The organism is Mesorhizobium sp. WSM4837 (assembly GCF_055811435.1).
The window spans coordinates 44646-58841 of the sequence record NZ_JBVVQE010000042.1; the positions used below are offsets into that span (position 1 = coordinate 44646).

The 14196-nt window shown below is 64.1% G+C and carries 12 protein-coding genes; 4 read left to right on the forward strand and 8 right to left on the reverse strand.

Annotated features, from left to right (window positions below):
- Window positions 1-9 precede the first annotated feature (9 nt).
- The 3 genes from AC0L3D_RS22885 to AC0L3D_RS22895 all read left to right on the forward strand — a co-directional run bounded on the left by AC0L3D_RS22885 (window position 10) and on the right by AC0L3D_RS22895 (window position 2740).
- A complete protein-coding gene (locus AC0L3D_RS22885; RefSeq protein ID WP_473476076.1) occupies window positions 10-1998 on the forward strand; it encodes a sodium:solute symporter family protein in 1989 nt (662 codons plus the stop codon).
- A 108-nt stretch (window positions 1999-2106) separates the two neighbouring features.
- Window positions 2107-2415 (forward strand): YggT family protein, encoded by a 309-nt coding sequence (locus AC0L3D_RS22890; protein ID WP_128173652.1) that lies wholly within the window; start codon window positions 2107-2109, stop codon window positions 2413-2415.
- 4 nt (window positions 2416-2419) lie between these two features.
- Window positions 2420-2740: a hypothetical protein gene (locus AC0L3D_RS22895; protein ID WP_091592307.1), complete on the forward strand. Its 321-nt coding sequence runs from the start codon at window positions 2420-2422 to the stop codon at window positions 2738-2740.
- 20 nt (window positions 2741-2760) lie between these two features.
- Here AC0L3D_RS22895 and AC0L3D_RS22900 read toward each other — a convergent pair whose 3' ends face one another.
- From AC0L3D_RS22900 to AC0L3D_RS22935, 8 genes are all read right to left on the reverse strand, one after another.
- Entirely contained in the window at window positions 2761-3705 is a 945-nt protein-coding gene (locus AC0L3D_RS22900; protein WP_023800524.1) for an ABC transporter permease, read from the reverse strand.
- Complete coding sequence (locus tag AC0L3D_RS22905) at window positions 3702-4757, reverse strand: ABC transporter permease (protein WP_473476073.1); 1056 nt, start codon at window positions 4755-4757, stop codon at window positions 3702-3704. The genes AC0L3D_RS22900 and AC0L3D_RS22905 overlap by 4 nt, the downstream gene beginning before the upstream one ends.
- Entirely contained in the window at window positions 4757-6268 is a 1512-nt protein-coding gene (locus AC0L3D_RS22910; protein WP_473629139.1) for an ABC transporter ATP-binding protein, read from the reverse strand. The genes AC0L3D_RS22905 and AC0L3D_RS22910 overlap by 1 nt, the downstream gene beginning before the upstream one ends.
- A gap of 191 nt (window positions 6269-6459) precedes the next feature.
- Window positions 6460-7491 carry a BMP family protein gene (locus AC0L3D_RS22915; protein ID WP_473645894.1) on the reverse strand — a complete coding sequence of 344 codons (1032 nt, stop codon included), beginning with the start codon at window positions 7489-7491 and terminating at the stop codon, window positions 6460-6462.
- 164 nt (window positions 7492-7655) lie between these two features.
- Window positions 7656-8948, reverse strand: coding sequence for an NAD(P)/FAD-dependent oxidoreductase (locus AC0L3D_RS22920; RefSeq protein WP_473629138.1), 1293 nt, complete (start codon window positions 8946-8948; stop codon window positions 7656-7658).
- The gene (locus AC0L3D_RS22925) at window positions 8948-10300 is read right to left on the reverse strand and encodes a glutamine synthetase family protein (RefSeq protein ID WP_473629137.1); all 1353 of its coding nucleotides are present in this window, start codon (window positions 10298-10300) and stop codon (window positions 8948-8950) included. Before AC0L3D_RS22925 ends, AC0L3D_RS22920 begins: the two co-directional genes overlap by 1 nt.
- 37 nt (window positions 10301-10337) lie before the next feature.
- Entirely contained in the window at window positions 10338-11621 is a 1284-nt protein-coding gene (locus AC0L3D_RS22930) for a glycosyltransferase (protein ID WP_128173658.1), read from the reverse strand.
- A gap of 17 nt (window positions 11622-11638) precedes the next feature.
- Window positions 11639-12577, reverse strand: coding sequence for a GntR family transcriptional regulator (locus AC0L3D_RS22935; RefSeq protein ID WP_473524058.1), 939 nt, complete (start codon window positions 12575-12577; stop codon window positions 11639-11641).
- A gap of 237 nt (window positions 12578-12814) precedes the next feature.
- Between AC0L3D_RS22935 and AC0L3D_RS22940 the strand changes: the two genes are divergently transcribed.
- Entirely contained in the window at window positions 12815-13879 is a 1065-nt protein-coding gene (locus AC0L3D_RS22940) for a polyamine ABC transporter substrate-binding protein (protein WP_128168655.1), read from the forward strand.
- The last annotated feature ends 317 nt before the right edge of the window (window positions 13880-14196 follow it).

Here is a 14196-nt window from a genome sequence, read left to right on the forward strand (position 1 = left end):
GGAACTTCAATGGCTAACACGACAGCGACTACGGCAGGCGGACGCGACTTCACCTCCAATCTCGGCCGCATCTACGGCATCTACACCGGCGGCTTCATAGCTTTCATCATCCTGATGGCGATCATCAGCGCGATGGGCGTCCCCAACAGAATCATCGGCTATCTGTTCGTGGCGTTCACGATCACAATCTATGCCGTGATCGGCATTCTCAGCCGCACCATGCAGGTCGGCGAGTACTACGTGGCGGGGCGCAGGGTCCCGGCGATCTACAATGGCATGGCGACCGGCGCTGACTGGATGTCAGGCGCATCCTTCGTCGGCATGGCCGGCACGCTCTATCTGCTCGGCTATGACGGCCTCGCCTTCGTGCTGGGCTGGACCGGTGGCTACGTGCTCGTGGCCATCCTTGTTGCGCCCTATCTGCGCAAATTCGGCGCCTATACTGTTCCAGACTTCCTGTCGGCGCGCTATGGCGGCAATCTGGCACGCTTTATCGGCGTGGTCGTGCTGTTCTCCTGCTCATTTACCTATGTGGTGGCGCAGATCTACGCGACCGGCATCATCTCGGCACGATTCCTCGGCCTCGACTTCAACGTAGCAGTCTATGTCGGCCTCGCCGGCATCCTGGTCTGCTCGATGCTGGGCGGCATGCGCGCCGTCACCTGGACGCAGGTCGCACAGTACATCGTGCTCATCATCGCCTACCTGATCCCAGCCATCTGGATGTCCACCGTGAAAACCGGCGTGCCGATCCCGCAATTGATGCAGGGACAGGCACTCGCAAGCATCACCGCGCTTGAAACGGCGCAGGGCATCGCGGTGCATCACATCACGCCGTTCGTGCATGGCGGCTACAACGCGCTCAACTACTTCCTGCTTATTTTCTGCCTGATGGTCGGAACGGCATCCCTGCCGCACATCCTGATGCGATACTTCACCACCCCGTCGGTGCGTGAAGCGCGCGTCTCGGTCGCCTGGTCGCTGCTGTTCATCTTCATCCTCTATTTCACCGCGCCCGCCTATGCGGCGTTCGCCAAGTTGACGATGCTCGACCTGGTGGCGTCGGGCCTGACGCCCGAGAACATCGGTGAGAAAGCCGGATGGATGATGCGCTGGGCGGCAGCGGACGGCACGCTCGTACAGATCTGCGGCAAGGCTGCCACTGACGCGGCAGCAATTGCAGCGGCCTGCGCCGAAAAGGGCGTGACAGCGCTTTCGTTTGCCGACATCAACCTCAACGCCGACATGATCGTGCTGGCCACGCCGGAAATGGCCGGCATGCCCTACGTCATCTCGGGCCTCGTCGCCGCCGGCGGACTTGCCGCCGCGCTGTCGACTGCGGATGGCCTGCTGCTGGCCATCGCCAACGCGCTCAGCCACGACATTTACTACAAGATGATCGACCAGAATGCTCCGACCGCCCGCCGTCTGGTGGTGTCGCGTATTTTGCTCGTGCTCGTGGCCATCGCCGCCGCCTACGTGGCGTCGACCAAGCCGGGCGACATCCTCGCCATGGTGTCTTGGGCATTCTCGCTTGCCGCCGCGGGTCTGTTCCCTGCGCTGGTGCTCGGCGTTTGGTGGAAGCGCACAAACTCTGCCGGCGCTGTCGCAGGCATGATCGCCGGTTTTGGCATCTGCCTCTATTATTTGCTCGGCACCCGCTACGGCGCAGTAGGATTTTACGAGACGTGGAGTGGCCTGTCCGCGGCACCGGCTGACGCCGTTGCAAAATATGCGGAGCTGAAGGCGGCTTGGGCTTCTGCTGCTCCGGACGCTCAGGCCGCTGCATGGGCGGCACTCGACAAGCATGCCCAGACCATCGCCAACTGGTGGGGCGTCAAGAACCTGTCGGCAGCCGCGTTCGGCCTGCCTGTCGGCTTCCTGGTCATGATCGTTGTCTCCAGGCTGACCAGGGAACCATCTTTGGCAATGCAGGAGTTCATCGAGGAACTGCGTGTGCCGCGTGGCAAGCAGATGATGGAAGAAAAGACTGCCTGATCGCGCATAGCGATCGGCGCTCAAGGCGGGGTCCGGTGACGGACCCCGCTTTCATTTTGGAGGCGTCGCTGGCATAACGCGGCGCCGCCGCTGCTTGGAAACTCCCCCATGAACGATTTCTGGTCCTATTGGTATTTCCACATCCCGAATTTCATCCTTGCCGCGGTGATGTACACTCTGATGGGGCGTCTCCTGCTCGGCCTCTTCGTGCCCGAAAGCTGGGACAACTACATCTGGCGCTTCTTCAAGAGTGTCACGGACCCGTTCCTGCGGGCCGTGCGGAGCATTACCCCGTCGATCCTGACCCAGCCGGTGGTGATCGTCTTCAGCGTGCTCTGGCTTATGGCCTTGCGCGTGTTCTACCTCGTCTTTCTGATCAATTTCGGCATTGCGCCGATGGCTTCGCAGGGGGGTTGAGGCAATGGACAGAAACGGTCTTGTCCCGGTCATGGCGGTCGCCATCGTCAACGGCATCTTTTCGCCGTGGGTGCTGATGGTGTTCCTGTTCTATCCGATCTGGTATCCGGGCTGGGCGCCTCCCCTGAGCCAGATCGTCTACATGGCAAGTGCGCTGATCCTGTCGACGATGACCATCATGCTCGCCGGCGTGCCGGCCGCTCTCTATGAGCGCTGGTCGGCGCGCCCCAGGAGCATCGTCGTCGCGTCGATCTGGCTTGCCGGCACGGTTTTGCTGACGCTGCCGGCGCTGCCGAATGTGATGCGGGCGCTAAGCGGTGGCTGAGAATTCCCTTCCCCGCCCTGTCAGCGTTCTTCGCGGCGGAACGGCTTGAGGAGCGCCGAAGGCGCGACGGCGTTGCGTGACATCACCGCCATGGCGACGATGGTGAAGATGAAGGGCAGCATCAGGAACGCCTCATAGGGGATATGGCCGAGCCCGCTCGCCTGCATGCGCAGTTGCAGGGCATCGACGAAGGCGAACAGCAGGGCGGCCCCTGCCGAACGCCAGGGATCCCAGCGGCCGAAGACGACGAGCGCGATCGCCACCCAGCCACGCCCGGAGACGAGGCCGAAGGTGAAGGCGTTGAACTGCACCATCGACAGGAAAGCCCCGGCCAGCCCCATCAGGGCACCGCCAAGGATCACCGCCTGGAAGCGAGTGGCGATGACGCCGACGCCGGCCGAATCGGCGGCGCGCGGATTTTCGCCGACCATGCGCACCGACAGGCCCCACGGAGTCCGATAGAGCACGAAGGCGGCAAGGGGAACAGCTGCCATCGCCATGTAGACCAGCGAAAACTGGTTGAACACGGCTGGTCCGAGCACCGGGATGTCGGAGAGAACAGGGATCGGCAGCGTTTCGAAACTCTTGATGCTGGGCGGCACCGATTGCTGGCCGAAGATCAGCCGGTAAAGGAAATAGGCGAGGCCCGACGAGAACAGCGTCACGCCGATGCCGCAGACATGCTGGCTGAGGCCGAGAGCCACCGTGAACAGCGCATGCACGGCACCCATCAGCGCACCGGTCAGCACCGCCGCAAGCACGCCGAGCCACAGGCTGCCGCTGAGGCTGGTCGCGGTGAAGCCGGTCATCGCCGACAACAGCATGATGCCTTCGATGCCGAGATTGAGCACGCCGGCCCGCTCCGAGAACATCTCGCCCAGCGTCGCGAAAGCCAAAGGCGTGGCGATGCGGATGATCGCGGCGAGGAAGCCGACTTGAAAAATCTGTTCGAGCACGACGCTCATCGTGCGGCGCCGACGCGGCGGATGCGATAGGCCGTGAACAGCAGCGCCACCAGCATGGCGAGCAGCGCGGTGCCCTGGATAACGTCGCTGAGGAAGGCCGGAACGCCGGTGGCCCGCGACATCGCCTCGGCGCCGGTCATCACGGCGGCGAGGAACAGCGCCGCCGGCATCACGCCAAGTGGATTGAGCCTCGCCAGCATGGCGACGACGATGCCGGAATAGCCATAGCCCGGCGAGATGTCGCTCATCACTTGGAAATGCACGCCGCCGACCTCGCTGACGCCGGCAAGCCCGGCGAGCGCCCCGGACAGCAGCGCCGTCGAGATCAGCACCCGTTCGACATGGACGCCGCCATAGCGCGCGGCCTCGGGATTTTCGCCGATGACCCTGATCCTGAAGCCGAGCGTCGTGCGCATGATCAGGAACCAGATGACCGGCGCGGCCACGAAAGCCGCCACGACGCCGAGGTGCAGCCGCGTGCCTTCGAGCAGCACCGGGAAATTGGCTGAATCCTCGATCGGCGGCGAGATCGGGTAGCCGCTGAAACTGTCTTTCCACGGGCCTTCGATCAGCGCCATCAACGCGTAGAAGATGACCGAGTTGAGCAGCAGTGAACTAACGACATCATCGACTTTGAATTTCACCCGCAGCGTTGCCGGGATCAGGGCGACCCCAGCACCGGCGGCGGCGCCGGCGAGCGCCATCATCAGCATGGCAAGCGGCCCCGGCATCGGAATGGCGCCGACGGCACAGCTCGCCACCGCACCGGCAAGCAACTGCCCCTCGGCGCCGATATTCCAGAATTTGGCGCGGAAGGCGACCGCCACGGCAAGCCCGGTGAAGATCATCGGTGTTGCGCGCACGAGCGTTTCGGTGATCGCGTAGCTGTCGCCCAGCGACGCCGAGAACATCACGCCATAGGCCTCGATCACCCCGGCACCGGCCAGCGCAATGAGGCCGCTGCACAGCACCAATGTCGCGCCGATGGCCAGCAACGGCAGAGCCAGGTTGAACCAGGCGGGCGTTGAGGTGCGGGCTTCGAGGCGGAACATCAACTATGGCCCTCCGCTCCGGTCATCATCAGTCCGAGCCGCGCGATCGTGGCGTCGGCGCTGTCCAACGTGCCGGCAATGCGCCCCTCATACATCACCGCGATGCGGTCGCAGAGCATCAGCAGCTCTTCGAGGTCTTCGCCGATGACGACGATGCCGCAGCCCCTGGCACGCATGTCGAGGAACTTTTCGTGGATGAAGCGCGCCGCACCAATGTCGAGGCCGCGCGTCGGCTGCGACACGATCAGCACCTTGGGGTCGAAGGCGAGCTCACGCGCCAGCAGCGCCTTTTGCAGATTGCCGCCGGACAGCGCTCCGGCCCGCGTCATCGGCCCGGGGCAGCGTATGTCATAGGCCTTGATCTGTTCTTCGGCGAAGGCGCGGATCGCATCGGGCCTGAGGAGACCGTTGCGGCTGAACGCCCCGGTGCCGATGCGCGGCAGCACCATCGAATCGGCAAGCGGCAGGTTGGTGACCAGTCCCGTCGTCATCCGGTCTTCCGGGATGCGCCCGAGACCGAGCGCCTGCACCTCGCGCGGCGAGAACCGCGAGACAGCTTTGCCGGCTATCGTCATCCGGCCGGCATCGGGCGCGCGAACGCCGGAGATCACCTCGGCAAGCGCCCGCTGGCCGTTGCCCGAGACACCGGCAATGCCGAGGATCTCGCCGGCGCGCACCAAAAGCGAGACATCGCGCAGCGCCATGCCGGAATGGCGCGACGTCGAGATGCCGTCCAGGGTCAGCACCGCGGCACCCGGTGTCGACGGTCCCCTGGCCGGCGGAACGATCTCGTGGCCGCACATCAGCCGCGCCATCTCCGAGGATGTCGTGCTGGCAGGTGCGTCGACGCGCCCGGCCACGCGGCCATGCCGCAGCACGACGCAGCGATGGGTCAACGCCCTGACCTCGTTGAGCTTGTGCGAGATGAAGATGATGCCGAGACCCTGGGCAGCCATCGACCGCAGCGCCGAAAACAGCCCGTCGACCTCTGTCGGCGCCAGCACCGCCGTCGGCTCGTCGAGGATCAGCAGCCTTGCACCGCGAAACAGCGCCTTGACGATTTCGAGCCGCTGCTGCTCGCCGATCGACAGCGCCGAGACGGGAAGGTCCGGATCGAGCGTGAGGCCATGCTGGCGGCCGATCTCCGCCAGTCGCGCCAGCCCGCCGGCGCGGTCGATCCGGCCCGATTTGCCGGGAATGCCTATCAGCAGGTTTTCCAGCACCGAAAGCCGCGGCGCCAGATGAAAATGCTGGTGCACCATGCCGATGCCGGCGGCGAGCGCATCGGCCGAGTTGTTGATCGTCACCGGCCGGCCCTGAACCAGGATCTCGCCGGCGTCGGGGGCATAGGCGCCGAACAGCACGTTCATCAGCGTCGTCTTGCCGGCGCCGTTTTCACCCAGCAGCCCGAGAATTTCGCCGGGTGCGACGCTAAGATCGACGGCCTCGTTCGCCATGACGGCGCCGAAGCTCTTGGAGATGCCGCGCATTTCGATGAGAGGGGCGGGCAAAGGCGAGGGTGCTCCTGGTGGGAGATGGCGCTGATATCCCTCCCCCTCGAGGGGAGGGTGGCCCGAAGGGCCGGGTGGGGTCCGCTGTGACGCGCTCCATCCTTATCGGTCTAAAGCTCGAGGCAGCTGAGATCACCCCACCCGCCTCGCTTCGCTCGGCACCCTCCCCTCAAGGGGGAGGGCTGCGCCGCTCAATCCGAAACCGGCGTGTTCTCGTCGACGACGACACGGAAATTGCCGTCGAGGATTTCGGCCTTCTTCTTCTCGACCAGCTCCTTGACGTCGGCGGGCAGCGTCTTGTCGAATTTGTGGTAGGGCGCCAGAAAGGAGCCGCCCTTGGCCATGCGCGAGAAATCGCCATAGTCCTGCGCGGTGAAGACGCCGGCCTTGACCAGTTTGATCGCATGCTCGACTGTCGGATACATGTCCCAGACCGGGCCGGTGATCACCGTGTCCGGGCCGAGGTTGGACTGGTCGGACATGTTGGAGATGGCGAGGATCTTCCTCTCGACTGCCGCTTCGATGACGCCGAAACGTTCGGCATAGATCACGTCGACGCCGGCGTCGATCTGGGCGATAGCCGCTTCCTTGGCCTTTGGCGGGTCGAAGAAAGAGCCGATGAATGCGACCTTCCTCTTGATGTCAGGATTGACCTCGCGGGCGCCGGCAAAGAAGGCATTGACCAGCCGGTTCACTTCCGGAATGCCCATCGCCGCAACGGCGCCGATCGTGCCTGATTTCGACATCTTTCCGGCGATCAGGCCGGAGAGATAGGCGGGCTCGTGGATCCAATTGTCGAAGACAGCGAAATTCGGCTCGGCCGGCCCGGCGCCGGAGCCGAACAGGAAGGCGACTTTCGGAAACTGCTTGGCGGTGCGGCGGGATTCGCGTTCGGCAGCGAACGCATCGCCCAGCACCAGCTCATAGCCGCCTTGCGCATATTCGCGCATCACACGGCTGAAATCGGCCGTCTGCACCTTCTCCGACCATTTGTATTCGATGCCGAGTTCCTTCTCGGCCCTCTGCAGGGCGACATGGATCTGGTGGACCCATGGCTCCTCGGTCGGCGTGGCGAAGATCGCCGCCACCTTCAGCTTCTTGTCCTGCGCCAAGACCTGGCCCGGCAGCATGGTTGCCGCCAGGCCGAGCGCGCCGAGTTCCAGCAAATCGCGTCGCGAAAGCCCTTCGCGTTTCGATTGGATTTTGCTCTTCCCGTTTTCCATTGCATGCCCCTCTGATTGGCGCCGTGTCGAGCCGGCTGTTTCTTTGGATATCAGGCGAGGGAACTATGGAACGGCATCCGACCTTTGTCCACATGGTCAAATTTGTCGGGAAGCTGCAGCCGGCTGCCCTCCTCGCAAGACCACGGCGGCAGTGGACTGCTTGCTCAATGCTTGATGCGATCGCGCATGGCGTACCAGAGCATGCCGAGCACATAGAGCGGGCCGCGCAGGGCGGTACCGCCGGGAAATGACATTGGCTTCAGCGTCGAGAACAGATCGAGCCGCGACGCATCGCCGGTGATCGCCTCGGCAAGCAGCTTTCCCGACAGCGTCGACAGGATCACGCCCTTGCCGGAATAGCCATGCGCAAAATAGACTTCGCCATAGTGGCCGACATCCGGCAGGCGCGATGTCGTCACCGAGACCAGCCCGCCCCAGGCATGCTCGATGCGGCGGCCGCGCAATTGCGGAAAGGTCTTTTCCATATGCGGCCGCACGAAGCCGGCAATGTCGGCGGGCGGCGACGGCGTGTAGCGCTCGCCACCGCCGAACAGCAGGCGGCCGTCCGCCGACAGCCGGTAGTAGTTGACGACGAAGCGTGTGTCGGAAACGGCGGCATTGCTTGGGATGAGGTCGCTGGTGTCGTCCAGCGGCTCGGTCGCGATGATGTAGTTGCCGACCGGCATGATGCGGCTGTTGACGCGCGGTTCGAGCCCCTGAAGCAGCGCGTCGCCGGCCAGCACGACATGCCGGGCCCGGACCGAGCCCTTGGCCGTGGAAACCCGGATGGAAGGTTCCCGCTCCAGCCGCAGCGCCACCGAATTCTCGTGGATGGTAACGCCTGCCGCTGCCGCGGCGCGAGCAAGACCCAGCGTGTAGTTCAGAGGATGCATATGGCCGCCGAGCTTCTCGTACATGGCGCCGTGATAGGGCGTGTTCACCATTTCACGCGCCCGCGCCGCCGACAGCATCTCGACCTCATGAAAGTTCATTACTGTGGCAAGGCACTCGGCCTCTTCCTCGAGATCGCGCAGGTCGGAGCCGTTTATCGCACCGGCCAGATGGCCGGTGAGCCGGAGGTCGCAATCGAAGGCATGGCGCTCGATCAGGTCGAGCACCAGCCCGCGCGCCTCGAGGGCGAGATCAAAAAGCGCCCGCGCCCGTTCGGGCCCATAAAGCTTGGCCAGGCCCTTGGCGCCCTTGCGCAGGCCTGGAATGATCTGGCCGCCATTGCGCCCCGACGCCCCCCAGCCGATCTTGCCGCCTTCGAGGAGCACCACCTTCAGCCCGCGCTCGGCGGCATGAAGGGCTGCGGACAAGCCGGTGCAGCCGCCGCCGACCACCACCAGATCGGCGTCGACGTCGGCCTGCAGCGCCGCCGGATGATCAGGGGCTGGATTGGCGGTCGCGACATAGTAGGATCTGCCGATGTCCAGGCCGGAATTGAAGCCCATCATCAGACCTTGAGCAGCAGGTGGTCGCGTTCCCAGCTGGTGACGACGCTCTGGAACAGGTCGAGCTCGACGCTTTTGACGCGCAAATAGGTCTGGACGAAATCCTCGCCGAGCAAGTCCCGAACCGGACTGCAGGCGGCGAAACGGTCGAGCGCCTCCTCCATGGTTTTCGGCAGCGTGCTCTTGCTGCGATAGGCGTTGCCCGATGCCTCGGGCGAACGCGAGAGCTTTTCCTCGACGCCGAGATAGCCGCAGAGCAGCGAGCCGGCCATCGCCAGATAGGGGTTGGCATCGGCGCCGGGCAGCCGGTTTTCCACCCGCCGTGCGGCCCGCCCGCCGGCCGGCACGCGCAGGCCGCAGGAGCGATTGTCATGCGACCACTCGATGTTGGCGGGCGCGCTGTGGTTCGGCCGGATGCGGCGGAACGAATTCACGTTCGGCGCAAACAGCGGCATCACCTCCGGAATGTATTTCTGCAGGCCGCCGATGAAATGCCCGAACATCTCGGTGTCGGCATCGTCACGCCCGGCGAACAGCGTATTCCCGGCCTCGTCGATGACCGACATGTGGAGATGCATGGAGCTGCCGGCCTGTGCGGCGATCGGCTTGGCCATGAAGGTCGCATGCATGCCATTATCCTGCGCGGCCCGGCGCGTCATCCGCTTGAACAGCAGCACCTTGTCGGCCAGCGGCAGCGCGTCGCCATGCAGGAAATTGATCTCCAACTGCGCCGTGCCTGACTCGTGGATCAGCGTATCGAGCGGCAGCCCGGCCTTTGCGGCATGGTCGTAGAGCCGCTGGATCACCGGCTCGAATTCCTCCAGCGCCGCCATGTCATAGGGGTGCTGCACGGTTTCGGAGCGGCCATTGCGCCCGACCGGCGCGATCAACGGCCGATCGGGATCGGGATTGGGCGCGGTCAGGTAGAATTCGAGCTCCGGCGCCACCACTGCCCGCCAGCCGCGCTGGTGATAGAGATCGAGCACGGCCCTCAACACATGACGTGGCGAGGCCATCCACGGCCGGTCGTCCATGTGAAACGCATCGGCGAAGACATAGGCCTTTTCAGCTCCAGCGCCGGGCGCAAGGCAGAGCGTCGCGACATCCGGCACCATCCGCATGTCGGGATCCTGATAGGCGAAGCCCTCGTCGTTGGAACCGGAATAGCGGCCGTCTATGCAGACCAGGAAGGCGCTGCTCGGCAGGTAGAGCGCGCGGTCTTCGAGCGACTTCAGGAACTTGGCCGTTGGCAACGCCTTGCCGCGCAAGACGCCGTTCACGTCCGGCACCAGGCACTCGACTTCCCTGATCCCCTGCTGCTCCAGCCATCGCTTCGGATCGTCCGTCGGGGTCATTTGCGGTGCATCCGTTGTCGTGGTGTTGAGCATCAGGTCACGTCCTTGCGAGGGCGAGAATGGCTTCGGCGGCGGCGTCAGTTCCCGGCGCCCGCGCCATGGTGGCCGCATTCTCCTTGAGGCGAAAGCGCATCTCGCCGTCGGCCATTAGGCCAAGGATAGCCTGTTCCAGTTCGTCGTCGCTCCAGCCATCGCGGCTGAGGTAGCGGCCGACGCCGGTTTCCTCGGCGCGTTGCGCATTGTCGTGCCCGTCCCAGCAATAGGGCATGATCAGCGACGGCACGCCGAAACGCAGCGCTTCGCAAAAGCTGTTGTTGCCGCCGTGATGGATGAAGAGATCGGACTTGGCGACAACCGACGGTTGCGGAAACCAGGCGTCGAGATAGACATTGTCCGGAACCGCGCGATAGCTGTCGCGCAGACCGCCGACATTGACGATGAAGCGGGCCGGAAGCCGGTCGAACACGGCGAGCATGCGCTCGATCAGCCCGACATCCATCGCGCCCAGGCTGCCGAAGCTGAGATAGACCAGCGGCCCGTCATTGCGTGGAAAGACCGGCACGTCGAACGGCCCTTCCGAACGGACGCAGCCTTCGAGATAGACGAAGCGGGCCGGGTCGAGCGGCTCGGCGCGCTGCCTGCGCACGATGGTTGGGGTCAGCAGCAGATTGAGATCGGGCGAAGCTTCGAGAAAAAGCCCCTCCGGCAAGGGCGCAAGGCCGGCGTCGGTCCGAAGCCGGTTGAACCGGTCATGTGCCGGAGCGACGGCTGCCAGGTAGCGCGCCTCGAAGGCCGCGCGACCGGGGTCGTCGGCGGCGAGACCGGACAGATAGGGCGGTACATCGGCGTCGGGCAGTTCGGTCTCGGCGCAGGAGACGACGCGCACCCATGGGCAACCGGCGGCAGCAAGTGCTGGAAACATGACGACGTTGTCGAGCACCACGGCGTCCGGCTTCAACCGGGTCAGCAATTTGCGCAGCGGCGCCTCGGCATTGACCGCGGTATCGACGATCGCTTGCCAGGTCGGGGCGACGTAGGTTTCGAGCTGGTCGATCGGGCTCAGCCTGAAATGCGGCAGATGCCGGCGCACGAAGGCCTGCCAATAGCTCTGGCGTTCGCTGTCGGTCAGCGGATCGTCGGTCGGCAACTGGTATTCCTGAAACCCGTAGTCGGCGAACACGCCGGAAAAGCCGGCGTGACAGATGAACACCGGCCGCGCACCCCTTGCGCGCAAGGCCTGCGCGATGCCGACGCAATTGAGCGCGGCACCGAAGCTCGCTTCGGGAAACAACGCGATAGTCGGGCTGGTTTTGCGCGTCACTGTTCTCGTGGTCCTCGTCAATCCGGCCGGCTGATCATGCCGAACAACGCGGGGGCGCCGCGACTGGCCGCCTGCGGTCGCTGGCTGCGGGACAATCGCAGATGGACGCGAAGCAGATCGGCTGCAACCTCATACTGCCGGCTTTCCAGTTGGTCGAGTATGGTCAGGTGCTCGCGCAGCGATTGCTTCAGCCGGAAGACGTTGACGCCGGCATAGGTCCCCGGCAGCCGGCGCAGCCTGAGATGGTCCGACAGCGCGTCGGCGACGAACCGGTTGCTGGAGCCGTCGGCGATTAGGCCGTGAAAGTCGATGTCCAGCCGCTGGAACTCTCTGATAACGAATGTGGCGTCGGGCAGCGCCAGCAGCGCCTCCATGCCCTGGCGCAACGCTGCCGCGCGGGTCCCGTCCAGCCGAAAGCCAGGCGCCAGAATGGCGGCGGGTTCCAGCATCAGGCGGAACTCATAGCTTTCCCCTTGTGCCTCCGGATCGTCTGGCGCTCGCCTGAACAGCCAGGACTGTCCCGGTGCGCGATCCAGAAGATTTTCGTCTGTCAGTTTCTTTAGCGCTTTTAGTACTGTCCTTCGTTCGGCACTGTAGCGCCGCATCAACGCGCCGATGGTCACCGTCTGATCCAACCGACGCGCCGACCGATCGCGCAGGATCATCTCCGCGAGTTCGTCCTCCTCGGCGCTTGGCAGGTCAGTGGCAAGCGTCGCCTGCTTGGTGAGGTCAACGGCCAGCCGATAGCCGGATTCGGCTTCCCATCGCACGACGCCTTTTTCGGTGAGCAGGCGCAGCGCGGCCCGCACCGGGGTCCGCGAGACGTTGCAGAGCGAGGCGATCTGCTGTTCCGGGAGATGGGCGCCGGCCTCGAAACCGCGCTGCCGGGCTACATCGAGAATGCGCTGCGCGAGATCAAGATGATTGGTGCGCGGGCGTCTGGCAACGGCTTGCATGGCGTTTCTCGTGAACGGGCTCGACCGCTGCGATTTTACCAATTGCCCTTGCGGGCGCGATCGGCTGGATTTCGCGGCGATTTTCCAAATTATGGATTGACGTACTTTTTTCTGCAATAGTACTGTGGGTTCAATCGGCAATAAAAAGACCGGGGAACAGGATCGAAGCGGCGGCATGGTCGCAAGCTGGTCCGACGATTGATTGAATTCGACGATCAACCAGAATGGGAGTCTGTCATGACCGCCACCACCCTGCGGCACCGTTCGTTAAAAACTTCCGCGATCGCGCTTGGCCTCGCTATGGCGCTGTCGGCGCCGGCGGCCGCCGCCGACCTCGTCATTTCCAACTGGGACGGCTACATGGCGCCGGACGTCATGGCCGCCTTCAAAGCAGCGACCGGCGTTTCCGGCGAGGTCGTCGTTCACGCCACCAATGAGGAGATCATGGGCAAGCTCGTTGCTTCGGGCGGCAAGGGCTATGACGTGGTCTTCGTTTCCTCGCCGTTCGCAGAAGTGCTGAACAATCTCGGCCTGATCGAGACGATCGACCACGCCAAGATCCCCAATCTCGCCAATCTCTATCCTGAGGCGGCCAAGCTGCCGCACGATGTCGGCAACAATTTTTCCGTGCCTTACACCTGGGGCACCACCGGCCTCTGCTACCGCTCGGATCTGGTGAAGACCGAGCCGGCCAGCTGGAACGATCTTCTCGCCCCGTCCGAGGCGCTCAAGGGCAAGACCACGATGCTGGCGACCGACCGCTGGCTGCTTGCCGCCGGGCAGCTCGCCAAGGGCTATTCGGTCAACGAAACCGATCCGGCCAAGCTCGCCGAGGTCAAGGACCTGCTGATCTCGGCCAAGAAGACCTTGCTCGCCTATGACGACACCACCTTCTATTCGAAGCTGGTTTCGGGCGAGGCGCTGATGGTGCAGGCATGGGATGGCTGGTGCAACTATGGCATCGCCGAGAATCCGCAGATTAAATACACCATACCCAAGGAAGGCTCGGACCTGTGGGTCGATACGATGGTGGTGATGAAGGCATCGGCCAACAAGGACGCCGCCTTCCAGTTCATCAACTTCATGCTGGACGCCAAGAACCACGCCTGGGCGGCTCAGAACATCGATTACAAGGTGCCGAACAAGCCGGCTATGGAAAGCCTGCCGGCGGATTTCCTCGCCAAATTCCCAAATATGAACATGCCTGTGGCCGAACTGGTCAAGTTCGAGCAGTTGCGCGACGTCGGCGACGCCCAGCGCGACTATTCGAAGATCGTCAGCGAGATCAAGGCGGCGCAGTAGTTTCGGCATCTGGAATCAGGCTTGCGTTCCTTCACGCCCCCCTCTGGCCTGCCGGCCATCTCCCCCTCAAGGGGGGAGATCGGCTGGCTTGCAGCCGCTCGCCAATCTCCGGCGCAGCACCCCCTCATCCGGCCGCTTCGCGGCCACCTTCTCCCCGCTGGGGAGAAGAGGCTGACGCCAAGGTCGGCGACCTCCTCTCCCCTCGGGGAGAGGTCGGATTGCCCCGAATTGCCCTTCGCAATTCGGTTGGCAATGCGGGGGGGGGGGGGCGTGTGCAAACACAAATTAGATGCCGTTTTTATGTGCTCAAAGCCAGA

Coding starts and splice junctions, on each gene's coding strand:
- AC0L3D_RS22920 (WP_473629138.1), bottom strand. CDS start 8,948: ATGATGGGCTTCAATTCCGGCCTGGACATCGGCAGATCCTACTATGTC.
- AC0L3D_RS22940 (WP_128168655.1), top strand. CDS start 12,815: ATGACCGCCACCACCCTGCGGCACCGTTCGTTAAAAACTTCCGCGATC.
- AC0L3D_RS22915 (WP_473645894.1), bottom strand. CDS start 7,491: ATGGAAAACGGGAAGAGCAAAATCCAATCGAAACGCGAAGGGCTTTCG.
- AC0L3D_RS22890 (WP_128173652.1), top strand. CDS start 2,107: ATGAACGATTTCTGGTCCTATTGGTATTTCCACATCCCGAATTTCATC.
- AC0L3D_RS22895 (WP_091592307.1), top strand. CDS start 2,420: ATGGACAGAAACGGTCTTGTCCCGGTCATGGCGGTCGCCATCGTCAAC.
- AC0L3D_RS22935 (WP_473524058.1), bottom strand. CDS start 12,577: ATGCAAGCCGTTGCCAGACGCCCGCGCACCAATCATCTTGATCTCGCG.
- AC0L3D_RS22925 (WP_473629137.1), bottom strand. CDS start 10,300: ATGACCCCGACGGACGATCCGAAGCGATGGCTGGAGCAGCAGGGGATC.
- AC0L3D_RS22905 (WP_473476073.1), bottom strand. CDS start 4,757: ATGTTCCGCCTCGAAGCCCGCACCTCAACGCCCGCCTGGTTCAACCTG.
- AC0L3D_RS22885 (WP_473476076.1), top strand. CDS start 10: ATGGCTAACACGACAGCGACTACGGCAGGCGGACGCGACTTCACCTCC.
- AC0L3D_RS22900 (WP_023800524.1), bottom strand. CDS start 3,705: ATGAGCGTCGTGCTCGAACAGATTTTTCAAGTCGGCTTCCTCGCCGCG.